This window comes from Sphingopyxis sp. 550B (assembly GCF_057401805.1).
This window is the reverse complement of the sequence record NZ_CM171610.1, coordinates 577,104-600,797: the sequence shown is the minus strand read 5'-3', so window position 1 is coordinate 600,797 and position 23,694 is coordinate 577,104. Positions and strand designations below refer to the sequence as shown.

Here is a 23,694-nt window from a genome sequence, read left to right as displayed (position 1 = left end):
TCTCCCGCGGATCAGAATTCGAGGCGGAGGCCGGCCGACACGGTCCAGCGCTCGTAATCGTAAAGGGCGATGTTGCTCCAGTTGCGCGACCAGGTGGCGCGCGGCTGGAAGAAGAGGGCGTCGGTCAGCGCGACCTTGACCCCGGCGGTCAAATCGACCCGCTCGTCCTTGCGGCGGGTCAGGAACAGCGCGTCGGGCTGGTCGTAGCGGCGCAGGTCGAAGGCGGCGCCGGCGACCAGCGCCACCTTGGCCGCGACGGGAAATTCACCGCCGATGTTCGCGCCGGCGAACCAGTTCGATTCGGCGTCGCCCACCTGCCGGCGCGTCTCTTCCTTGCCGCCCGACACGCCCGCGGCGAGCGTGCGCGTCACATAGCCGACGCCGACGGCATAGCGGTCGGCGTCGCGCAGCGGCGCGCCGTCGTAATCGAACCGGTTCCACTGCGCCGACAGGGTCAGCGCGCGGCCGCCGGCGAGCGGTTTCGTATATTGGCCGATGACGCCGTAAGAGGTGCGGTAGCCGTCGTGGCCGAGCCAGAATTTCTGCACCTGCCCCGACAGCGAGACGACGTCGCGGTTGGCGAAGCTGTGGGCATAGCCCGCGGTGCCGGTCAGCGCCGCCTGGTCGAAGGCGCGGCTGTCGACATTGTCGCGCCAGTTGCCGAGCGCGCTGGCGAACAGCCGGTCCTGCCGCCCGATCGCGGTGACGCCCGATACGCCGCCCTGTATCTCGTAATATTCGTCGCCGCGCGCCACCGCGCCCGGCCCGAGCGTGCCGGGGCCGAGGAAGCTGAACAACGGGATGACGATGGTGGTCAGGTCGGTCGCGGCGTTGATATTGTCGTCATAGCCGGCGCGGACGTCGAGGAACCCCGACACGTCGGACCCGCCGCCCCCGATCTGCCGGTCGAACTGGCGAACGAAGCCGGTGAAGCGCTGGCGCACCGGATCGGGCAGGCTGGGATCGTCGACCACGGTCGCGAATTCCTGCCGCGCGGTGTCGATGTCGCCCGCCATCGCATAGGCGCGCGCCAGTTCGGCGCGCGCCGGCGCATTGCCGGGCTGCACCGCGAGGACGCGCTGCAGCGCGATCACCGCCTCGCCATAATGGCCCGCGTCGAGCGCGGCGATGCCGAGCCGATAGTCGAAATCGGGATCGCCGGCACGCCGGTCGGCTTCGGCGGCAAGTTCGGCATAGACGCCGGCGGCCGGGTTGGCGGGGGCGGCGGTTGGGGGCGCTTGGGCCGCGAGCGCCGGCTGCGCGGCCAGCGGCGCGAGCAGCGCCAGCCCGATCGGCGCGGCAAGGGTCAGGAATCTGTTCGGCATAGGGTGAATCCGTCCGGTCGTTGGGTCCGGCACGATCTAGGATTCGGGCGGGGGTCCTGTCCGGTGACGATGTTCGTCGCAATGATGACAAAGGCTGACAGGAGATGGGAAAACGGGGCTTGCGGGTCGCGGTCCGAAGGCGCAGGGCGGTTTCCTCTTCCTCCCGATGGCTGCCATGTCCGACCTGTCCTGCCGCCTTGCGACCTTCGACGATCTTGCCGCGATGCGCGGGGTGATGACCCGCGCGATCGACGAGTTGCAGCAGGGTTTTCTCGATCCCGCGCAGGTCGCCGCGAGCCATGCGATCATGGGGCTCGATCGACAGCTCGTCGAGGACGGCACCTATTTCCTGGTCGAGATCGACGGATGCGTCGCCGGGTGCGGGGGCTGGAGCCGGCGCGCCACCCTCTATGGCAACGACGCAAGCGCGGGGCTGCGCGAACCGCGCCTGCTCGACCCGGCGCACGAGGCGGCGCGGGTACGCGCCATGTATACCCACCCCGATTTTACGCGGCGCGGGGTCGGACGCCATATCCTGGCGGCGGCGGAGACGGCGGCGGCCGCGGCGGGTTTCCGCGCGGCGGAGCTGATGGCGACGATGGCGGGCGAGCCGCTCTATCGTGCCTGCGGCTATCGGCCGAAGGAGGCGGTGCTCGACCGCGTCGGAAGCGTCGACATCCCGCTGCTGCGCATGGTCAAGCCGCTTACCCCTGCGGCGCCCTGACGCCTTTCGCTGCGGCCTCCGATGCGCGTCGGAGCGCGTGAATCAAAACCGGTATCTTATGATCTGTCCTGTCCAGGTTGAGGCGGCCTGATAAGCCCCTCCCCTTCAGGGGATGGGTTCGATTTCAAGCCAGACAGGACAGAGTCTGGCGGCGTCATCATGTCTGGATGAACCACGCCGTGTCCCCGCGAAGGTGGGGACCCAGAGCGATGTGATGCCGGCCCCGGCTCTTCGAAGCTCTGGGCTCCCGCCTGCGCGGGAGCACGCGGCTCTGCAAGCCAGGACGATCCGTCCTAGCGCGCCGATTCGCAGATCGTCTCCATCGCGACGAAGGTCGAGGTGCTTGCGACGTGCGGCAGGCTCGAAATCTTCTCGCCCAGCACAATGCGATAGCGGCGGATGTCGGGGGTGCGGACCTTGAGCAGATAGTCGAAGCCGCTCGCGATCATGTGGCATTCCTCGACCTCGGGAATCCGGCGCACCGCCGCGTTGAATTCGCGCAGCGCCTCCTCGCGCGTGTCGGAAAGCTTGACCTCGGCGAAGGCGACATGGTCGAGGCCGACCTTGGCGGGATCGACGATCGCCCGGAAACCGATGATCAGCCCGCTGTCGACCAGGCGCCTGACCCGCTGCTGGCACGGCGTCTTCGACAGGCCGACGCGCTGCGCGAGCTCGGTATAGGTGATGCGTCCGTCGCGCCCCAGGATCGCGATGATCTTGCGGTCGAACTCATCCAATTCCACTATGATGCCGTCTTTCTTCATCCATTTTGCCTAACTTCTGTCCATATTTTGGTCAAACCGTAAAATAATTGCTTCATATCAGGGCAGATCGACCAATAGCTTTCTGTTATGACGAGCCATGACCATCGCCCCCGACCGCGCGGCTCTTCGCGCCCTCGCTCGCCGTCCCGAAACCGAAATCGTCACCGATCTGCGGCGTGCGCTGGCGGATTCGCCCGCGACTGTCGAGGCGACGACGCGGCGTGGTCTCGCGCTGATTCGCAAGGCGAAGGCCGAGGGCGAGCGCGAGACGCTCGTCGCGCAGCTGATGAATCGCTACCGTCTTTCGACCGAGGAAGGCGTCGTGCTGATGTGCCTCGCCGAGGCGCTGCTGCGCGTTCCCGACAGCGCGACCGCCAATGCGCTGATTCGCGACAAGATCGCCGGACGCCGCTGGAACGAGGGCGAGGACGAGGACAGCCCGCTGATCGTCGCGCTGTCGGCGCGCGGCCTGTCGCTCGGTTCGGCGACGCTGATGCTCGACGCGCTCGGCAGCAAGGCAAACCCGCTGACCCTGCTCAAGGCGATGGTCAGGCGCTCGGGCGAGCCGGTGATCCGGCAGGCAGCGCTCGCTGCGATGAAGCTGCTCGGCCAGCAGTTCGTGATGGGCCAGACGATCGATGCCGCGGTCAAGCGCGCCGACAAGGCGAAGACGGAGCTTGCGAGCTTCGACATGCTGGGCGAGGCGGCGCGCACCGCGGAGGATGCGCGACGCTATTACGACAGCTATGCCGCGGCGATCGCGCGCATCGGCCGCGACGCCCGACCGGGCGATCCCTTCGCCAACCACGGCATATCGATCAAGCTGTCGGCGCTCCACCCGCGCTACGAATATCTGCAGGGCGACCGCGTCCGCGACGAGCTGGTCCCCAATGTCGTCGAACTCGCGCGCGCCGCGCGCGCGGTCAACATCCCGCTGATGATCGACGCCGAGGAAAGCGACCGGCTCGAACCGCATATGGACGTTTATGCCGCGCTGATCGACGCGGGGCTGGCCGACGACTGGGTCGGGCTCGGCATCGTCATCCAGGCCTATCAGCCGCGCGCGCCCGAAGTGATCCGCTGGGTCGCCGCCAAGGCGCGGGCGCGCGGGGTCAAGCTGTCGATGCGGCTCGTCAAGGGGGCCTATTGGGATACCGAGATCAAGCGCGCGCAGACGCTGGGCCTCGACGATTTCCCGGTGTTCACCGCGAAGAATCACACCGATCTCAACTATATGGTCTGCGCGCAGATCCTGCGCGAATGCCAGGACTGCCTGTTCCCCGCCTTCGCCAGCCACAATGCGATGACGCTGGCCTTCGTCGCCGAACTGTTCGACGGCGCCGATTACGAATTGCAGCGCCTGCACGGCATGGGCGAGGGCGCCCACGACGCGATCCTCGCGCTGTCGCCGCCGCCGCGCCCGGTGCGCGTCTATGCGCCGGTGGGCACGCACCGCGACCTGCTCGCCTATCTCGTCCGCCGGCTGCTCGAAAACGGCGCCAACTCCAGCTTCGTGCACCAGTTCTCCGATCCTGAGGTGACCGCGGAAGACCTTGCGGTCGACCCGCGCAGCATCGCGAGCGTCCCGACGACCATCCCCACCGGGCTGCACCTGTTCGACCCGGCGCGGCGCAATTCGCGCGGCTATGACCTCGGCGATCCGGGAGTGCCGGAGGCGCTGATGGCCGCGATCGCCGGGGCGCGGCGCGGCGATGTGGTCGCCGCGCCGATTGTTGGCGGCGCGGCGCGGGATGGCCGGCCCGAGCCGGTGCGCAATCCCGCGACCGGCGCGATCGTCGGCCAGGTGATCGAGGCCGACGCCGCGGCGGTCGACGCGGCGGTCGCGACGGCGCGCGCCGCGCAACGCGACTGGAGCCTCGCCGGCGGCGCCTTCCGCGCCGAACGGCTCGAACGCGCCGCCGACCTGCTCGAGGAACGCGACGCCTTCTTCCTCGGTCTTGCGATGGACGAGGCGGGCAAGACGCTCGCCGACGCGATCGCCGAGGTGCGCGAGGCGACCGATTTCCTGCGCTATTACGCGGCGCAGGCGCGCGCCGATTTCGCCCATCCCGTCGCGCTCCCCGGCCCGACGGGCGAGCGCAACGAACTGATGCTCGAGGGCAAGGGCGTCTTTGCCTGCATCAGCCCGTGGAACTTCCCGCTCGCCATCTTCCTCGGCCAGGTGTCGGCGGCGCTCGCCGCGGGCAATGCGGTGCTCGCCAAGCCCGCCGAACAGACCCCCCTGATCGCGCATGCCGCGGTGGCGCTGCTGCTCGAAGCCGGCGTGCCGGGCGACGTGCTCCACTATCTGCCCGGACGCGGCGAAACGGTCGGCGCGGCGCTGACCGGGCACCCGGACCTGATCGGCGTCGCCTTCACGGGATCGACCGAGGTCGCGCGGATGATCAACCGCGGCCTCGCCGGGCGCGACGGCCCGATCGCGACGCTGATCGCCGAAACCGGCGGCGCCAACGCGATGATCGTCGATTCGACCGCGCTGCCCGAACAGGTGGCGCGCGACGCGGTGGCGTCGGCGTTCCAGTCGGCGGGGCAGCGCTGCTCGGCGCTGCGCCTGCTGTGCGTGCAGGAGGATGTGGCGGAGACGATGATCGCGATCGTCGCGGGTGCGATGGCCGAACTGAACGTCGGCGATCCGGCGATCCTCTCGACCGACGTCGGCCCGATCATCGATGCCGAGGCGCAGGCGAATATCGCCGCCTATGTCGCCGAGGCGCGCAGCGCCGGCCGCGTGATCGCCGAAGCCGCACGGACGGTGCTGCCCGACGGCGGGACCTTCGTGCCACCGGTGATGATCCGGCTCGACCATGTCACCGACCTCAAGCGCGAGATTTTCGGCCCCGTGCTGCATGTCGCGACGTGGAAGGGCGGCGAACTCGACGCGCTGATCGATGCGATCAACGCCTCGGGCTACGGCCTGACGCTCGGCATCCATACCCGTATCGATGCGGTCGCGGCGCATGTCGCGGCGCGCGCGCAGGTCGGCAACGTCTATGTCAACCGCAACCAGATCGGCGCGATCGTCGGCTCGCAGCCCTTCGGCGGCCGCGGCCTGTCGGGCACCGGTCCGAAAGCCGGCGGCCCGCACTATCTGCACCGTTTCGCGGAGGAAAAGTCGATCTCGACCGACATCACCGCCGCGGGCGGCAATGCGGCGCTGATGGCGGGATAGGCGTTTCGCGCCTCCGCCTGAAACGGAAACTCACGCCCCCGGCACGCCCAGCATCTGCGCCTGCGCCTTGATCCGCGCCGCCGCCGCGGGGTTGGCGGCGACGCCGTCCTTCAGCGCCTGCGCCGCCTTCGCGGTCTCGCCCAGCGTCATGCGGCTGCGCATCAGCATGATCCAGCGGTCGACGTCGGACGGGTCGGCCTTCAGCTTCGCTTCGAGGCTGGCGACCATGCCCTCGATCATCGCGTCCTGCTGGCCCTTGGGAAGCTGCGAGGCGGCTTCCATGTCGGCGCGGCTGGGGCCGGGGATCGCGCGCGCGGCAACGGGCATCTCCTCGGCTTTCAGCGGGCGCGCCTGCGTCGCGGCAAGGCGGGGCGCGACGTCGATCTTGTGGATCGCGCCGACCTGCTCGATCGTGCGGCGCAGGTCGGCTTCCCACGGCGCGCCCTGCGGCGTGTCGGCGAGCAGCGCGAACCAGGCGTCGATCGCGCCCCGGTGGTCGCCCGCCAGATCCTTTTTCACCGCCATGAAATAGCGCGCGCGCGGGTCCTGCGCATCGAGCGCGATCGCTTTTTCGAACGCCTCGAGCGCCGCGGGGGGCAGCGGGTCGCGCTTGCTCGCATAGGCGCGCGCCTCGCCTAGCGCCGACCACAACCCCGCCGATTTCGGCGCGAGGGTGACGGCCCGTTCATAGGCTTCGGCGGCCCCCGGATAATCCTCGAGGTCGAAGCGCGCCGCGCCGAGCGCGGTCCATGCCTCGGCGTCGCCGGGGTTGCTTCGGGTCCGCGCCTCGAGCGCGGCGAGGCGGTCGGATGGCGGCGCGTCGGCGGCGGTCATTCCCGCCGGGACGCCGGCCGCGGACCGCGCATCGCGCCACAGCGCATAGCCGACGGCGCCCGCGAGCAGCAGGAAGGCGGCGATCAGGATCGCACGATTGGTGGCCGTCATCTTCTTGCTCTCGTTCATTTTTGCCCCTCGAAAATCCCGGCTGTGATCGCAGGCATATTGCCTTTGCCCGGCGATGGTGTAGCCTTTGAGGATCAAGGTCGGTCAACGATAAAATCGCAAAACAAGGGGTCGCACCGGATTTCCCGATTTGCAGGGGGCAGGTGCCATGGCAGTTTCAGACCACGTCGATCGATCGACGGTGACGGAGGGCGACGCCGCGACCCGGCCGCTTGCGCGGCGCCGGTCCAGACCCTAGGGCACGAACGGGGCAACGGGGGATGGCGGGAATGAGGATGCACGCTGGCACGGGGCGCAGCGACCGGCCGTGGGCCGCGATGGCGGCCCTTGCGGCGCTGCTGCTCGCGCTGACGGCGGCGGCCCTGATCGCCGCGCCGCCCGCGCGGTCGCAGGGTGAAAGCGGCGGGCGCTTTCTGGGCGTCGCCTCCTGCGCGGGCTCGACCTGCCACGGCCGGATGGAAGGCGACGGCACCGTCGTTCGCCAGGACGAGCTGATGCGCTGGCAGGACCCCTCCACCCCCGGCGGCGCACACAGCCGCGCCTGGGCGGTGCTCGGCAATGGCCGCAGCCAGTTCATCGCGCGCAACCTCGGCATCGGCGATCCGGCGCGGGCGCCGATGTGCCTCGGCTGTCACAGCGACGCCGCCGTCAGCCGCGGCACCGCGCCGCTCGCCGACGGGGTGAGCTGCGAATCGTGCCACGGTCCGGCGGGCGGCTGGATCGCGAGCCATTATGCCGGCGTCGGCACCAACGCCAATCCGGGGGCGGAGATGCGCGAGAAGCATCTGGCGAACCTGCGCGCCGGCCTGCGCAAGCTGGAGGACCCGGTGGTGCGCGCCGGCGTGTGCGTCGATTGCCATTTCGGCGCGGCGGGCGAGGGGCAGTTCGTCACCCACCGCATCATGGCCGCGGGGCATCCGCGCATCGCGTTCGAACTCGACCTCTTTTCCTCGCTCCAGGCGCATCATCAGGAGGATGAGGATTATGGCTGGCGCAAGTTCGGGGCGCCGTCGGCGCGCACCGATCACGTCCAGATGTGGGCGGTGGGGCAGGCGACCGCGCTCGAACGCAGCCTCGCGCTGTTCCAGTCGAAGCGCGGGACCGAAGGGATTTTTCCCGAATTCTTTTTCCTCGACTGCCACAGCTGCCACCGCCGCATCTACGACCAGGCGAAGCCGGTGAAGACGAGTCTCGACAATCCGGGCCGCCCCGGCATCCCCGAGGGCATGCCGCCCTATAATGACGAGAATCTGATCATGCTGGCGGCGGCGGCGCGCGTCGCGGCGCCGGCGCTGGCCGACCAGCTCGCGGTGCGCAGCGCGGCGTTCCACCGGGCGATGGCGACCGACCGGCCGAGCGCCGTCGCCGCGGCGGCGCAGCTCGCGCAGACGGTCGCGGCGCTCAAGGGCGCCTTCGCCGCGCGCCGTTTCGCCGGCACCGATACGTTCACGATGGTCGACGCGATCGCCGCGAAGGCGGTCAGCGACCGCTTCACCGACTATGCGGGGTCGCAGCAGGCGGTGATGGGGGTCGACACGCTGCTCGGCGCGATGGTCTCTTCGGGGCGCGTCACGGTCGGCGCGGCGGCGGGCATCCGCAGCGACATCGACCGCGCCTATACCGCGGTCGCCGACCCCAACGGCTACAAGCCGTCCGAATTCCAGGCGGCGCTGGGTCGCGCGGTGCAAGCGATCCGGGCGCTGCGGTGAGGGCGATGACGATCCGCGCGCCTCTTTTCCGCCCGTTCCTTTTCCGTGCCTCCGCGCAGGCGGTCATGGCCGCGCTGCTGCTCGCCTCGTGCGGTGACGGCAGTTCGACGCCGACCCCGTCGCCCGCCCCGACCCCGGTCCCCACGCCGACGCCGACCGGCGTCTATGTCCCGCCCGCCGCCGAAGCGCTGAGCGTCGCCGACGTGCAGACGATCCTCGCGCAGGCGATTGCAGAGGCGCAGGCGCGCGGCCTGCCGTCGGTGATCGCGGTGACCGACCGCGTTGGCAATGTCCTGGGCGTCTTTCGCATGACCGGCGCGCGCGCGACCGCGACGACCTCGCAGGCGCCGAACGGCGACAGCATCGACGCGCAGAACGTCACCTTCCCGGCCGAGGGCGGCGCGATCGCCAAGGCGATCACCGGCGCCTACCTGTCGAGCGGCGGCAACGCCTTTTCGACCCGCACTGCGAGCCAGATCGTCCAGCAGCATTTCCCGCCCGCGCCGACCACCGTGGGGCTGGAAAGCGGACCGCTGTTCGGGGTGCAGTTCAGCCAGTTGCCGTGCAGCGACCTGTCGGCGCGCTTCGGCGCGGCGGGCGGCGCGGCACTGATCGGGCCGAAGCGCTCGCCGCTCGGCCTCGCCGCCGATCCGGGCGGCTTCCCGCTCTACAAGAATGGCGTGCTCGTCGGCGGCATCGGCGTGATGGGCGACGGCGTCTACGGCAGCGATCCCGACATCCTCGACATCGACGACGATGCCGAGGAGGCGATTGCGCTCGCCGGCACGCGCGGGTTCGAGGCGCCGGTTGGCATCGCCGCCGACCGGATCAGCATCGACGGCACGACCCTGCGCTTCTCCGACGCCACCTATGCGGGGCTGAAGGCGGGCGGCGGCGCGAGCTTCGCTAGCTTGAACGGCACCGCCGGCAATCTGGTCGCGGTCATCGGCTATGCCGGCGCGGCGGTCGTCGCCGGGACCGCCTATGGCAGCGAGGCGTCGGGCATCCGGCCATCGACCGGCGCCGAATTTTCGAACCGCGACGCGTTCGTGCTGTCGGACGGCAGCGGCGCCAACCGCTATCCGATCCGCGCCGGTACCGACGGCGCGACCAACGGCGCGCCGCTCACCGAGGCTGAGGTGCGCGCGGTGCTGGAAGAGGCGTTCGCGGTGATGAGCCGCGCGCGCGCGCAGATTCGCCGTCCGCTCGACAGCCGCGCACAGGTGTCGATCAGCGTCGTCGACACGCACGGCGCGCCGCTCGGCATCGTGCGTTCGCCCGACGCGCCGATCTTCGGCACCGACGTCAGCTTGCAGAAGGCGCGCACCGCCGCCTTCTTTTCGGGCGCGCAGGCGGGCGCGGAACTCGCCGCCAACGCTAGCGCCGACGTGCGCCAGTTCGTTCCTGCGCTGCGCAGCTTCCTGAACGATCCGGCGGCGCTGACCGGCACAATCGCCTTCCCCGACCGCGCGAACGGCAATCTGTCGCGCCCCTATTTCCCCGATGGCGAGGTCGGGCGGCCGAACGGGCCGCTGTCACGCCCGATCGCGCAGTTCAATCCCTTTTCCACCGGGCTCCAGTCGGCGCTGATCATCGGCAACCTCGGCCAGCACCTCGGCTTCGTGTCGGGAGCGAGCGCGACCGACACGCCGCAGCGCTGCACGACGCTGCCCGATGTCGCGCCGGGCATGAACCGCCTGCAGAACGGCATCCAGATCTTCCCGGGTTCGGTTCCCATCTATCGCGGCGACCGGCTCGTCGGGGCGATCGGGGTGTCGGGCGATGGCATCGACCAGGACGACATGATCAGCTTCCTCGGCGCGCATAACGGCGGCGCGCGGGCCGGCGGCATCGGCAATGCGCCCGCCGCGATGCGCGCCGACCGGGTCGTCGTGCGCCTCGCCGACGGCAAGACGGTGCGCCTGCGCTATATCGCCTGTCCGTTCGCGCCCTTCCTCGACACGGCGCAGCAGAATGTCTGCGACGGGCTGTAGGCGGTGAGCGCGGGGGCAAGCCTTTGGCCGATCGTCGCCAGCCTGGCCGCACAGGGCGCGCCCGGCGGCGAGCCGCCCTCGGTGCCGCCCGCGCCGTCCGCCGCCGAGGTGCAGGCCGAGGAGCCGGTGCCGCCCCCGCCGCCGGTCGAATGGAAGGAAATGCTCGACGACGATCTCGTCACCCGGATTCTCGATGGGCGCCGCCGGCCGGGCTATCGCCCCGACCTTCCCGAACGACCCAGCCAGGACAATGTCGGCGCGCTGCGGCCGCCGCCGCCGCAGGCCTTTCCGGGGATCGAGGATCAGCTTCCGATCCCCGACCGCTGGCGGCTGATCGAGACGCTGGGGGTGGTCAAGGAACGCTGGTTCGACCCCTATCACCAGAACACGCTGAAGGGCGACCGGCCGATCGACCGTGACAAGGTGAAGTGGCTGCCGATCCGGGGCGACGACTGGTTCTTCGTCGCCAACCTGATTTCGGACACGGTAGTCGAACCGCGCACCTTCCCGATCCCGAACGGCATCCAGACGTCGGCGCGCCCGGGCAGCCTCGATGTGTTCGGCAAGAACCGCAGCGTCGTGCTGTCGCAGACGCTGATCGGCGGCTTCGCGCTGATCAAGGGCAACACCGCATTCAAGCCGCCCGACGTCGAATATCGCCTGACGCTCGCCTATAATGTCAACCATGTCGACGTGCCCGAACGGCGCGTGCTCGACGTGCGTCCGTCGCGGCCCAGCCATCGCACCGACGCGTTCCTGGGGGTGCAGGAAGCCTTCGTCGACAAGCATCTGGGCAACGACAGCGATCGCTACGACTTCCATTCGATCCGCGTCGGCATCCAGCCGTTCCAGAGCGATTTCCGCGGCTTCCTGTTCAACGACAGCCAGCTCGGCATCCGGCTGTTCGGCAATCGCGACAACAACCGCTTCCAATATAATCTCGCGGCCTTCTGGCGGCTGGAAAAGGATACCAACAGCGGCCTCAACGACGTCACCCAGACGCCGCGCGACGATTTCGTCCTCACCGCCAATCTCTATCGGCAGGATTTCCCGTTTGTCGGCCTGACCAGCCAAGTCAGCGCGACGTGGAACATCAACCGCGAACGCGGCGACATCCAGATCGACCATAACGGCTTTCCGGTGCGGCCGGCGCTGCTCGGCGATCTGCGCGGGCGGTCCTACGACGTCGTCTATCTGGGCTATGGCGCCGACGGGCGCATCGGGCGCCTCAACCTGACCGCCAGCCTCTATGCCGCGCTGGGACGGGATCGCAACAGCATCTTCACCAGCCGCCCGGCCCGCATCCGCGCAGGGCTCGCGGCGGCCGAGCTCAGCTACGATCAGGACTGGATGCGGTTCCGCCTCTCGGGCCTCTACGCGACGGGCGACGGCGATCCCTATGACGACGTCGAAGGCGGCTTCGACGCGATCTTCGAAAACCCGGTCTTCGCCGGCGCCGATACCAGCTACTGGATCCGCCAGACGATCCCCTTCGCGGGCGGCGGGCGTGCGATCGCGATCAACGGTCGCAACGGCATCCTCAATTCGCTGCGCTCGTCGAAGGAAGAGGGACAGTCGAACTTCAACAACCCCGGCACGATCCTGGTCGGCGCGGGGGGCGATTTCGACCTGTCGCCCGAGGTGCGGGTCAGCACCAATTTCAACCATCTGTGGTTCCAAGATACCGCGACGCTGCAGGTGCTGCGCAGCGAAGGGTCGATCCCGACCGACATCGGCTGGGACCTGTCGGTCGCCGGCATCTGGCGGCCCAAGGCGACGCAGAATATCGTCGGGCGCCTGAGCGCCGCGGTGCTGCTCCCCGGCAAGGGGTTCAGGGACCTGTTCGAAAACAAGGCGCGGGACGATGCCTATGTGTCGATCCTCGCCAATCTGGTGCTGAGTTTCTAGCCGATGATCCGTACGCTCCTCGCCCTCTTCGCCTTCGTGCTGACGATGCTCGCGGTCGGCCCGCATGCCGCGCGCGCGTCCGAGGGGGAAAAGCCGGTCAAGGTCGAATATCGCTTCACCCCGCCAGCTCCGCGCGAGCAGAGCGAGGCGGCGATGATGACGAAGTCGGAGGGCTGCTACAGCTGCCACGTCCGCACCGACCGGCCGACGATGCACGCGAGCCCCGCGGTGCGGCTCGGCTGCACCGACTGCCACGGCGGCGACGCGGCTCAGGTCGGCGACCCGCGCCTTGGCTACGACGATCCGCGCAACCGGGCGGTGATGGCGCGCGCCCACCCGCAGCCGACGCTGCCGGGCGCGTGGGGCGACACCTCGGCGAACCCGAAGCGCAGCTATACGCTGCTCAACAAGGAGGCGCCCGAGTTTATCCGCTTCGTCAATCCCAGCGACTATCGCGTCGCGCGCGAGGCGTGCGGTGCCTGCCATCAGGAGACGATCGAGGCGGCCGAGCGGTCGCTGATGGCGACGGCGGCGATGTTCTGGGCGGGCGGTGCCTACAACAACGGCATCCTGCCGTTCAAGAACTCGCTGTTCGGGGAAGCCTATACGCGTGAGGGCGTGGCGGCCTGCCTATTGTCGCCCTCTTCGCTGCTGACCGCCGAAGAGTATAAGGAGGCGTGCAAGCCGAACTTTGGTTTCGACAAGATATTGACCGACGCGGAAAAGAAGCGCGGCGCGCTCGTCAAAATCTATCCGCTGCCGCGCTGGAACGTCATGCCGCCCAGCGACGTGTTCCGCGTCTTCGAACGCGGCGGGCGCAACGTCAGCACCCAGTTCGCCGAGGTCGGGCTACCCAACTCGACCGGGCAGATCCAGCGGCTCGAGGAGCCGGGGCGCCCCGACCTCAAGCAGTCGAACCGCGGGCCGGGCACCGGGCTGCGCGTCGCGATCGCGGTGCTCAACATCCACAAGACGCGTCTCAACGACCCCTATATGTGGTTCATGGGCACCAACGACCAGCCCGGCGACTACCGCCATTCGGGCTGCGCGGGGTGCCATGTCGTCTATGCCAACGACCGCGAACCGCGGCACAGCCTGATCTATGCCCCATATGGCCGCGACGGAGAGAGTGCGACGATCGACCCGACGATCGCCGGCAAGAAGGCGAAGCCCGAAGGCGACGGCCATGATGGCGGCCACGGCGCGCTGATCGATCCGGCGGCCCCGGCGAGCGAGCGGGGCGAATCGGGGCATCCGCTGACCCACGCCTTCACGCGCGCGATCCCGACCTCGCAGTGCATGACCTGCCACATGCACCAGCCGAACATCTTCCTGAATTCCTATCTCGGCTACACGATGTGGGACTATGAATCGGACGCGCCGCAGTTGTGGCCCGGCCCGGACAATACCGCGCCGCGCCCGCCGGGGATGAGCGACGCCGACTATCAGCGCCTCTACAAGCAACAGCATTATCCGACCGCGGCCGAGGTGCACCGGACGCTCGAACGCAACCCGGAAGGGGCGGGGCCGCGCGGGCTGTGGTCCGACGTCGAGTTCCTGCGCGACGTTTATGACGTCAACGACACGAACAGGGTGACGCAGTTCGCCGACTATCACGGCCACGGCTGGAACTTCCGTGGCGTCTTCAAGCGCGACCGCAACGGCAATCTGCTCGATGCCGAGGGCAATATGGCGACCTACGGCACCGACACGGCGCATATCGTCGACCCGAACGATCCCGAGAAATGGCGCAAGAACTGCGCGAGCTACAGCGATGCGAAGCAGCGCGACCTCTGCCTGGCGAGCGCCGATCCGGGCCGGCCGGGGGTCGAGGGCAAGTTCGTGCCCCCCGGCCTCAACCCTGGCAAGACGGTCCACATGATGGATATCCACGCCGAAAAGGGGATGCAGTGCGCCGATTGCCATTTCGCGCAGGATTCGCACGGCAACGGCTATATCCAGGGCGAGGTCGCCAATGCGATCGAGATCGGTTGCAAGGATTGCCACGGTACTGCCGACGCGCTGCCCAACCTGCTGACCTCGAATGTCGCGGCGCGGCCGCAGGGCACCAACCTTGCGCTGCTCCGCAACCCCGATGGCCGGCGCCGCTTCGAATTCCGCTATGACGACGACGGCGAGGTGACAGGCCTGATCCAGCGCTCGATCGTCGATCCGAAGCTCGAATGGCAGGTCAGCCTCGTCAAGCAGGCGGTGACGCCGGGGCCGCATTTCAACGCGAAGGCGGCGCGCGCCAAGCTGATGTCGCGGTCGGGCGCCGACGACGGCAGCTTCGCCTGGGGGCCGGGGGTGGCAAAGGCCGATCGCGCGCATGGCGACGACCGCATGACCTGTTTCACCTGCCACCTGTCGTGGACGACGAGCTGCGGCGGCTGCCACTTGCCGATCGAGGCGAACTGGAAGACCAGCTCGCACCATTTCGAAGGGGAGGAATCGCGGAACTTCGCCACCTACAACCCGCAGGTGGCGCGCGACGAGATGTTCCAGCTCGGCCGGCACCAGCTCACCAAGCCGGGTGAACCCGACGCCGACGGCAACCCGCGCGGTATCATCGCGCCGGTGCGCTCGTCGTCGGCGCTGATCCTGTCGTCGACCAACGTCAATCGCGAGCGCATCTATGTACAGCAGCCGCCGATCTCGGCCGCGGGCTTCTCCAGCCAGGCCTTCGCGCCGCACTTCCCGCACACGGTCCGCCGCCAGGAAACCAAGCAATGCACCGACTGCCACCTGTCGGCGGCCGACGACAATAATGCGATCATGTCGCAGTTGCTGCTGATGGGCACCAATTTCGTCAACTTCGTCGGGCTCAACGTCTGGTCGGGGCTGGAGGACGGTTTCCAGGCGACGCGCGTCACCGAATGGGACGAGCCGCAGGCGGTGATCGGCAGCTATCTGCAGAAATACGCCTATCCCGACTATTGGCGCCTGCACGTCGAACGGAACGGGCGCGAACTGAAGAACTGGGTGCGCGGCAAGGCCTTCGACGGCAAGGGGTCGGGCGAGAGCCGCGCACTCGAGGAATTCCGCAATATCGTGCAGGGGACGAGCGGCCGGGTGAACTGCCTCCAGCAGCGCGGCGAATATATGTTCGTGGCAGAGGGCAAGGGCGGTTTCCGCGTCTATGACGTCGCCTCGATCGGCAACAAGGGCTTTTCCGAACGCATCACGCGCGCGCCCTTCTCGCCGCTCGGCCACGACACGCATGTGAAGACCCGCAATGCGACCTGCATGGCGATCGGCACCAACCAGCCGATCAGCATGGAACGCAACGATTTCATCCGGAAGCACTTCCCGCAGAATCACGAGCAGGCGCTGCACCCGCTCTATCGCTATGCGGTCGTCACCGACAGCGTCGAGGGGCTGATCCTCGTCGACATCGACACGCTGGCCGACGGCGAGTTCCGCAACAACAAGCTGTCGCGGGCGCTGACCTGGAACCCCGACAATCTGCTTGCAGGGGCGCGGCACGTGACGCTGGCGGGCGACCACGCCTATATCGCCGCCGACAGCGGGCTCGTCGTGGTCGACCTGTCGACGCCGCTCGAACCGAAGGTGACGGCGCGGCTGCCGCTGACCGGCGCGCGCGCCAGCGCGGCGCAGTTCCGCTATCTGTGGGTGAGCGATGCCGAGGGGGTGAAGCTGTTCGACATCACCCGCATGGACCGGCCGGTGCCGGTGCCCGAAGGGACGGTGCGGCTCGCCGATGCGCGCAAGCTCTATGTCGCGCGCACCTATCTGTATGTCGCGGCGAAGCAGGACGGGCTGGTGATCGTCGACGTGACGCGGCCTGCGGCGCCGGTCGCGTGGCCGGGGCTGACCTTCGGCGGCGCGATGAGCGATGCCGAGGACGTCATCGTCGGATCGACCAACGCCTCACTCTTCGCCTATGTCGCCGACGGGCGGAACGGCATCAAGGTGCTCCAGCTCACCAGCCCCGACAATCCGGGCCTCTACGGCTTCTCGCCGAAGCCGACGCCCGAGCTGATCGCGTGGGCGAAGACGCCGGCGCCCGCGCTCGCGCTGTCGAAGGGGCTCGACCGCGACCGCGCGGTCGATGAAAGCGGCGGTCAGATCGCGATCTTCGGCCGCATCGGCTCGCGCCCCTTCACCCGGCCCGAGATGGAGAAGCTGTTCCTCAACGGCAAGGGCCTGGTCTACAAGGTCAGCGACGCGGTCGACGAAGCGGGCTGGCGCCCGCCGCTGCGCTGGGGCGATTAGGGCCGGGGTCCGAGCTGGAGCGTCGAGCCCTATATCTGACTCACCCGATCGAAACGGCGCAGATTTAGAGCATGATGACATCGGTTGAGTTCGTCATTGCGAGCGGCGAAGCCGCGCGGCAATCCAGAGTCGCGTAAACCGCCCTGGATTGCTTCGCTCCGCTCGCAATGACGAAGCGGGTCAATCCAAAGTCATCGCTCTATATGCTCCGCGCAAGACCCGCCAGCGAGGAGCCCCGAAACGCAAAAGGGCGGCCCGCAGGCCGCCCTTTCGTCGTTTCGCTGTGGCGAAGGCTTATTCGCTTGCGGGCTGGAGGTTGACCGCCGCGAACTTGCCGCGATCGTCGACCTCGATGTCGAAGGCGACGCGGTCGCCCTCTTCGAGGCCGGCCATGCCGGCGCGCTGTACCGCGCTGATGTGGACGAAGGCGTCGGCCTGTCCATCATCGCGCGCGATGAAGCCGAATCCCTTGGTCGTGTTGAAGAACTTGACCGTGCCCGACGTGCGCTCGCCGGTAAGCTGGCGCCGACCGCGCGCGCCGCCGGGGCGCTCGCCGCCGCGATCGTCGCGCCGCGGCGCGAATTCCTCGACCGGCATCGGTTCGCCCTCGATCTTGAGGTCGATCGCCGACACCTTGCCGTTGCGCTCGACGAGCGTGAAGCCGAGCGGCTGGCCCGAGGCGAGCCCTTGCAGCCCCGCCTGCTCGACCGCGCTGATGTGGACGAACACGTCCTCGCCGCCGTCGTCGCGTGCGATGAATCCGAATCCCTTTGCCGGGTTGAAGAATTTCACCTGGCCCTGGCCCTCGCCGACGACCTGCGCGGGCATGCCGCCACCGCGTCCGCCGCCGAAGCCGCCGCGATCGCCGCCGCCGAATCCGCCGCGGTCACCACCGCCGAAACCACCGCGATCCCGATCGCCGAACCCGCCACGGCCGCCGCCATAGCTGTCGCCGCTGTAGGGCGCCGGTTCGAAACTGTCGAAATTGCCGAAGTCATCGCGCTTGCCGCGTCCCCGATGGCCGCGGCGATCCTTGTTGAAACTCATTGCTTAGTAGTCGCTTTCGGTTCGTCCACACCCCATTTACCGGCTCATTGCGCCGGACGGGGACGCAGTTCACCATGAGCACAGACTCGTCCCGTGCCGCTTGCGGCGCAATATATAGCCTATATGAATGGCTTCTGCGAACAGAAAATGCACGGCGTCGGTGCCCGGTTTCGCACGCTTTGCCGCGCGACGCGGAAAGCCCGGCGCGGCCGCGCAAACCAGTCATTGAGCGACGCGGCCGCTTCGCCTAAGGCGGGCGCATGAGCGTATATTTCCACGAAGAAGACCTGCCCGAAGGCGTGCTGGGGCCCGGCGCCGTCGCGATCGATACCGAAACGATGGGGCTCAACCCGCTGCGCGACCGGCTGTGCCTCGTCCAGATCAGCGACGGTTCGGGCGACGAGCATCTCGTCCGCTTCGGCCCCGGCAGCGCCTATGACGCGCCGGTGCTGAAGGCGATACTGACCGACCCCGGCCGCCTGAAGCTCTTTCATTTCGCGCGTTTCGACATCGCCGCGCTGCAGCATGCGCTGGGGGTCGTCACCGCGCCCGTCTATTGCACCAAGATCGCCTCGAAGCTGGTGCGCACCTACACCGACCGCCACGGGCTCAAGGAACTGGTGCGCGAACTGCTGGGGCAGGAAGTGTCGAAGCAGCAGCAGTCGAGCGACTGGGGCGCCGCCGAACTGACCGAGGCGCAGCGCGACTATGCCGCGAGCGACGTGCGCTTTCTCCACGCGATGAAGACCGTGCTCGACGCGCGGCTCGCGCGTGAGGGGCGTACCGAACTGGCGCAGGCCTGTTTCGACTTCCTGCCGGCGCGCGCGGCGCTCGACCTCGCGGGCTGGCCCGAGGTCGACATCTTCGCGCATACGTGATGACGATGAGCGAGCGAGCCGGCTGAGCCATGTCCGAACGCGCCGACCTTGATCGCACGATGCGCCGCATGTGGGCGGCGCGCGGGTCGAACCACGACCGCGTCGTGCGCCTGCTGCGCTTCGCGCTGCCGGTCGTCATCGGCGTCATCGCCGCGGTGCTCGTCTTCTCTCCCTTCACCCAGCGCGCCGAGGTGAGCTTCCTGCTCGCCAAGGACAAGGTCGAGGTGGCGCAGGAACGGATGCGCGTGACGCGCGCCGAATATCGCGGACAGGATGCGAAGGGACAGCCTTTCGCGCTGGTCGCGGGCAGCGCGGTGCAGAAGTCGAGCGCCGAGCCGATCGTGCGGATGACCGACCTGTCGGGTGCGATCCGCCTCGCCGACGGGCCCGCGACGATCGCCACGCGGCAGGCGCAATACGACATGGACAGCGAAAAGGTGTCGGTGCCCGGCCTCGTGCAGGTCAAGAGCGCCGACGGCTATCGGATCGATGCGCAGGGCGTCGCGATCGACCTCAAGAACCGCAGCCTCGCCGGCGGATCGGGGGTCGACGGGACGCTCAACATCGGTCATTTCTCCGCCGATGAACTCTATGCCGATCTGGACCGGCGGATCGTGCGCCTGTCGGGCAACGCGCGGCTGAGGATCAACCAGGGAGTGCTCAAATGAACCGTCCGTCATCCGGCTGGAAGGGTTTCGCGCTCGGCGGCGCGAGCTTCGCGCTGACCAGCCTTGCCATCCTCGCCGCGGGGCAGGGCGGCGGCGCCGCGCATGCGCAGGCGCTCGCGAATCACAACAGCGGCGCCCCCGTCGATTTCTCGGCCGGCAGCATCGAGGTGCAGGATCGCGCCGACCGCGTCGTCCTCGCCGGCAATGTCCGCGTGACGCAGGCCGGGCTGACCGTCACCGCGCCGCGCATGACCGTCGCCTACACGCGGCAGGGCGGCACCGACGTCAACCGGCTCGACGCGACCGGCGGCGTCACCGTGACCAAGGGCGACGAAACCGCGAAGGGCAATGTTGCCATCTACGACCTCGACCGGCGGCTGATCACGATGGTCGGCAATGTCGAGTTGCGCCAGCGTGGCAACCGCCTGTCGGGCGGGCGGCTGCTGATCGACCTCAATTCGGGGCGCGCGACCGTCGACGGCCGCGGCGCCGCGCGCGGCCCCGACGGCAATGCGGTGCAGGGCGGCACTGGCGGCCGCGTGACCGGCACCTTCACCGTGCCGGAGCGCAAGGGGCAGTAACCGGGCAAGCCGGCGGAGCCCCCTTCCGGGAAGGGAGGGCGGTTTATCCGTGCCTTGGCGTTCGCGCCCCGCGCCCCTACATGGGGCATTCATGCCGCCCGACACGATCTCCTCTGCCGATGCGGCACGCGAACCACCCGTTCTTGCGACGCTGAAGCGCTTCCTGCCCTATCTGTGGCCGGCGGGGCATCGCGGGCACAAGGTGCGCATCGTCCTCGCCGCGCTGATCGTGCTCGCGTCGAAGGGCGTGCAGCTTTCGATGGGCTTCCTCTACGGCGCCGCGATCGACCGCATGGCGCCGGGGATGGAGCAAGGCGTGGCGCTCGCGATCGGGCTGGTGCTCGCCTATGCCGGCGCGCGCTTCGCGGGCGTGCTGTTCGACAATCTGCGCAACGTCGTCTTCGAGCGCGTCGGGCAGGACGCGACGCGCGAACTGGCGACCGCGACCTTCACCCATCTTCACGCGCTGTCGCTGCGCTTCCACCTCGCGCGGCGCACCGGCGAGGTGACGAAGGTGATCGAGCGCGGGACCAAGAGCATCGACACGATGCTCTATTTCCTGCTGTTCAACATCGCGCCGACGCTGATCGAGCTGGTCGCGGTGCTCGTCATCTTCTGGAGCAAGTTCAGCTTCGGCCTCGCGGGCGCGACCGCGCTGATGGTCGTCGTCTATATCGTCTTCACCCGCCGCGTCACCGACTGGCGCAACGCGCTGCGGACGCGGATGAACGATCTCGACACGCTGACCGTCGGTCGCAGCGTCGACAGCCTGCTTAATTACGAGACGGTCAAATATTTCGGCGCCGAGGCGCGCGAGGCGGCGCGCTATCGCGACGTCGCCGACCAATATGCGCGCGCCGCGGTGAAGAGCGAGAACAGCCTCGCCTGGCTCAACGTCGGGCAGAGCCTGATCACCAACGCGGCGATGGCGGGGGCGATGGCCTATACGGTGTGGGGCTGGTCGAAGGGGCAGTTCGCGGTTGGCGATGTGGTGCTGGTGAACACGCTGCTCGCGCAGCTCTTCCGCCCGCTCGACATGCTCGGCATGGTCTATCGCGTCATCCGCCAGGGGCTGATCGACATGGAGGCGATGTTCCGCCTGATCGACACCCCGCCGGAGATCGCCGATGCCCCCGATGCCTGGCCGCTGGTGGTGGCCGGCGGCGCGGTGACGTTCGACAATGTCGTCTTCGGCTACGAACCCGACCGCACGATCCTGAACGGGGTCAGCTTCGCGGTCGGGGCGGGCGAGACGCTGGCGATCGTCGGGCCGTCGGGGGCGGGCAAGTCGACGATCGCGCGGCTGCTGTTCCGCTTCTACGATCCGCAGCAGGGGCGTATCCTGATCGACGAACAGGATATCGCGCAGGTCACGCAGGCCAGCCTGCGCGCTGCGATCGGCATCGTCCCGCAGGATACGGTGCTGTTCAACGACAGCATCGGCTACAATATCGCCTACGGCCGCGAGGGTGCGAGCGCCGAAGCGATCGCTGCGGCGGCCGAGGGCGCGGCGATCGACGGCTTCATCGCGCTGCTGCCGCAAGGCTATGACACCGAGGTGGGCGAGCGCGGGCTCAAGCTGTCGGGCGGCGAAAAGCAGCGCGTCGCGATCGCGCGCACCCTGCTCAAGAACCCGCCGGTGCTGATCCTCGACGAGGCGACGAGCGCGCTCGACAGCCGGACCGAGGCGGCGATCCAGGCGACGCTCGACCGCATCGCCGAACGGCGCACGACGCTGGTCATCGCGCACCGCCTGTCGACGGTGACGGGTGCCGACCGCATCATCGTGCTCGAAAAGGGGCGGGTGGCGGAAACCGGGACGCACGACCAGCTGCTGGCGATGCGCGGGCTCTACGCCGACATGTGGGCGCGCCAGCAGGCGGAGAAGGAAGAGGGGACGGTCTAGGGCCGATATCCGAAGCGACATCGATGCCTTGCCGTGGGCTTTCCGCCCAATCGCAACGGAATCACTTGAGTTGCTTGACCGGCCGCCGCGCCGCCCTTTAGGCTGGGCCATGCCGCACGACACCAGCCTGATCGGAACCATCGTCGCCGGGCTCGGCGTGGCGTTCCTGATGGGTGCGCTCGCGCATCGGCTGCGCGTCGCGCCGATCGTCGGCTATCTGCTCGCCGGGGTGATCGTCGGACCGTTCACGCCGGGAATCGTTGCCGACACCGGACTGGCGCTTCAATTGGCCGAGATCGGCGTGATCCTGCTGATGTTCGGGGTCGGACTGCATTTCTCGCTCAAGGACCTGCTCGCGGTGCGCGGGATCGCGGTGCCCGGGGCGATCGTCCAGATCGCGGTCGCCAGCGCGCTCGGCATCGCGCTGGGCCTGTGGCTCGGCTGGCCGTTCGCCGGCAGCGCGATCTTCGGCCTCGCGCTGTCGGTCGCGAGCACCGTGGTGCTGCTGCGCGCGATGCAGGCGCAGGACCTGATCGAGACCGAAAGGGGGCGGATCGCGGTCGGCTGGCTGATCGTCGAGGATCTGGCGATGGTGCTGGCGCTGGTGCTGCTCCCCGCGATGCTCGGCTCGCGCGGCGACGAGGCGAACGCGATGGGGCTGCTGCGCTCGACCGCGATCGTGTTGCTCAAGGTGACGGGCTTCGTCGCGCTGATGCTCGTGTTCGGGCGGCGGGTGCTGCCCGCGGTGCTGCACTGGGTCGCGCATTCGGGGTCGCGCGAGCTGTTCCGGCTGTCGGTGCTGGCGATCGCGCTGGGCGTCGCCTTCGGCGCGGCGGTGATCTTCGACGTATCCTTCGCGCTCGGCGCCTTCTTCGCCGGGATGATCCTGGGCGAAACGCAGCTTTCGCGCCGCGCGGCGGAGGAGACGCTGCCGCTGCGCGACGCCTTCGCGGTTCTGTTCTTCGTGTCGGTGGGCATGTTGTTCGACCCCCGCGTGATCCTCGAACAGCCGGGACCGCTAATCGCCACCGTCGCGATCATCATGGTCGGCAAGTCGGCGGCGGCGTGGGGGATCGTGCGTGCCTTCGGCCATTCGAACCAGACCGCGCTGACCATCGCCGCCAGCCTCGCGCAGATCGGCGAATTCTCCTTCATCCTCGCCTCGCTCGGCGTCGGGCTGAAAGTCATGCCCGACGCGGCGCGCGACCTGATCCTCGCGGGATCGATCCTCTCGATCCTCTTCAACCCGCTCGTCTTCACGCTCGCGATCCGGTGGACGCGCGGCGAGGAAGCGGAGGCGCCGCCCGATGCCCCCGATTCGCCCCCGCCCGAACGCGAGGCGGCGCGCACGGTGCTGATCGGCTACGGCCGCGTCGGCAGCCATATCGGCACGCTGCTGTGCGGGCGCGGCGAGGCGCTGACGGTGATCGAGGACCAGAAGGACCGCGCCGCGGCGGCCGTCGAGGCGGGGGCGATCGTGATCGTCGGCAACGCCGCGAGCGAGGGCGTGCTGCGCCAGGCGCGGATCGACACCGCCGCGACGCTGCTGATCGCGATCCCCGAGGGGGTCGAATCGGGCGCGATCGTGCGGCGCGCGCGCGCGATCAATCCGAAGCTACTGATCGTCGCGCGCGCGCATTCGGACGAAGAGGTCGATGATCTCGTGCGCCGCGGCGCCGATCATGTCGTGATGGCCGAACGCGAAACCGCCGCGCGGATGGCCGAGCGGGCGCTGCGCGCGCGCGGATAGGAGGCGGGAGCCGAATCGCGCCTTCGCGCGTTGATCGGTCGAAACATCAGT

General features: G+C 68.8%; 15 protein-coding genes. 11 read left to right on the top strand and 4 right to left on the bottom strand.

All coding sequences use genetic code 11. The features are described 5' to 3' along the window. Positions 1–11: 11 nt before the first annotated feature. The gene (locus AC2S9W_RS02785; RefSeq protein ID WP_076077318.1) at positions 12–1,325 is read right to left on the bottom strand and encodes a tetratricopeptide repeat protein; all 1,314 of its coding nucleotides are present in this window, start codon (positions 1,323–1,325) and stop codon (positions 12–14) included. A 175-nt stretch (positions 1,326–1,500) separates the two neighbouring features. On the opposite strand from AC2S9W_RS02785, the gene AC2S9W_RS02780 reads away from it, so the two are divergent. Continuing rightward, the gene (locus AC2S9W_RS02780; protein ID WP_067112583.1) at positions 1,501–2,049 is read left to right on the top strand and encodes a GNAT family N-acetyltransferase; all 549 of its coding nucleotides are present in this window, start codon (positions 1,501–1,503) and stop codon (positions 2,047–2,049) included. Positions 2,050–2,342: 293 nt separating this feature from the next. Here AC2S9W_RS02780 and AC2S9W_RS02775 read toward each other — a convergent pair whose 3' ends face one another. Continuing rightward, positions 2,343–2,813: an Lrp/AsnC family transcriptional regulator gene (locus tag AC2S9W_RS02775; protein WP_067186371.1), complete on the bottom strand. Its 471-nt coding sequence runs from the start codon at positions 2,811–2,813 to the stop codon at positions 2,343–2,345. A 97-nt stretch (positions 2,814–2,910) separates the two neighbouring features. On the opposite strand from AC2S9W_RS02775, the gene putA reads away from it, so the two are divergent. Continuing rightward, positions 2,911–6,003 (top strand): bifunctional proline dehydrogenase/L-glutamate gamma-semialdehyde dehydrogenase PutA, encoded by a 3,093-nt coding sequence (putA, locus tag AC2S9W_RS02770; protein ID WP_486571601.1) that lies wholly within the window; start codon positions 2,911–2,913, stop codon positions 6,001–6,003. A 30-nt stretch (positions 6,004–6,033) separates the two neighbouring features. Here the strand turns inward: putA and AC2S9W_RS02765 are convergent, their stop codons facing one another. Next, positions 6,034–6,966, bottom strand: a complete 933-nt coding sequence (locus tag AC2S9W_RS02765; protein WP_486571600.1) for a tetratricopeptide repeat protein — start codon at positions 6,964–6,966, stop codon at positions 6,034–6,036. Positions 6,967–7,235: 269 nt separating this feature from the next. Here AC2S9W_RS02765 and AC2S9W_RS02760 point away from each other — a divergent pair, with 269 nt between their 5' ends. The 4 genes from AC2S9W_RS02760 to AC2S9W_RS02745 all read left to right on the top strand — a co-directional run bounded on the left by AC2S9W_RS02760 (position 7,236) and on the right by AC2S9W_RS02745 (position 16,813). Continuing rightward, entirely contained in the window at positions 7,236–8,675 is a 1,440-nt protein-coding gene (locus tag AC2S9W_RS02760) for a multiheme c-type cytochrome (protein ID WP_486571599.1), read from the top strand. A gap of 65 nt (positions 8,676–8,740) precedes the next feature. After that, positions 8,741–10,669 carry a heme-binding protein gene (locus tag AC2S9W_RS02755; RefSeq protein WP_486571598.1) on the top strand — a complete coding sequence of 643 codons (1,929 nt, stop codon included), beginning with the start codon at positions 8,741–8,743 and terminating at the stop codon, positions 10,667–10,669. Between the two features lie 3 nt (positions 10,670–10,672). After that, entirely contained in the window at positions 10,673–12,577 is a 1,905-nt protein-coding gene (locus AC2S9W_RS02750; RefSeq protein ID WP_486571597.1) for a hypothetical protein, read from the top strand. A 3-nt stretch (positions 12,578–12,580) separates the two neighbouring features. Further along, positions 12,581–16,813, top strand: coding sequence for a hypothetical protein (locus tag AC2S9W_RS02745; RefSeq protein ID WP_486571596.1), 4,233 nt, complete (start codon positions 12,581–12,583; stop codon positions 16,811–16,813). Positions 16,814–17,107: 294 nt separating this feature from the next. Here the strand turns inward: AC2S9W_RS02745 and AC2S9W_RS02740 are convergent, their stop codons facing one another. Next, positions 17,108–17,860, bottom strand: coding sequence for a cold-shock protein (locus AC2S9W_RS02740; RefSeq protein WP_067113233.1), 753 nt, complete (start codon positions 17,858–17,860; stop codon positions 17,108–17,110). A 260-nt stretch (positions 17,861–18,120) separates the two neighbouring features. Between AC2S9W_RS02740 and AC2S9W_RS02735 the strand changes: the two genes are divergently transcribed. The 5 genes from AC2S9W_RS02735 to AC2S9W_RS02715 all read left to right on the top strand — a co-directional run bounded on the left by AC2S9W_RS02735 (position 18,121) and on the right by AC2S9W_RS02715 (position 23,643). After that, the gene (locus AC2S9W_RS02735; RefSeq protein ID WP_067186362.1) at positions 18,121–18,738 is read left to right on the top strand and encodes a ribonuclease D; all 618 of its coding nucleotides are present in this window, start codon (positions 18,121–18,123) and stop codon (positions 18,736–18,738) included. Between the two features lie 29 nt (positions 18,739–18,767). Continuing rightward, positions 18,768–19,406 carry an LPS export ABC transporter periplasmic protein LptC gene (locus tag AC2S9W_RS02730; RefSeq protein ID WP_486571595.1) on the top strand — a complete coding sequence of 213 codons (639 nt, stop codon included), beginning with the start codon at positions 18,768–18,770 and terminating at the stop codon, positions 19,404–19,406. Next, the gene (locus tag AC2S9W_RS02725; RefSeq protein WP_067113226.1) at positions 19,403–19,987 is read left to right on the top strand and encodes an LptA/OstA family protein; all 585 of its coding nucleotides are present in this window, start codon (positions 19,403–19,405) and stop codon (positions 19,985–19,987) included. The genes AC2S9W_RS02730 and AC2S9W_RS02725 overlap by 4 nt, the downstream gene beginning before the upstream one ends. A 91-nt stretch (positions 19,988–20,078) precedes the next feature. Next, complete coding sequence (locus tag AC2S9W_RS02720) at positions 20,079–21,893, top strand: ABCB family ABC transporter ATP-binding protein/permease (RefSeq protein WP_286749481.1); 1,815 nt, start codon at positions 20,079–20,081, stop codon at positions 21,891–21,893. A gap of 109 nt (positions 21,894–22,002) precedes the next feature. Beyond that, positions 22,003–23,643 carry a cation:proton antiporter domain-containing protein gene (locus tag AC2S9W_RS02715; RefSeq protein WP_486571594.1) on the top strand — a complete coding sequence of 547 codons (1,641 nt, stop codon included), beginning with the start codon at positions 22,003–22,005 and terminating at the stop codon, positions 23,641–23,643. The last annotated feature ends 51 nt before the right edge of the window (positions 23,644–23,694 follow it).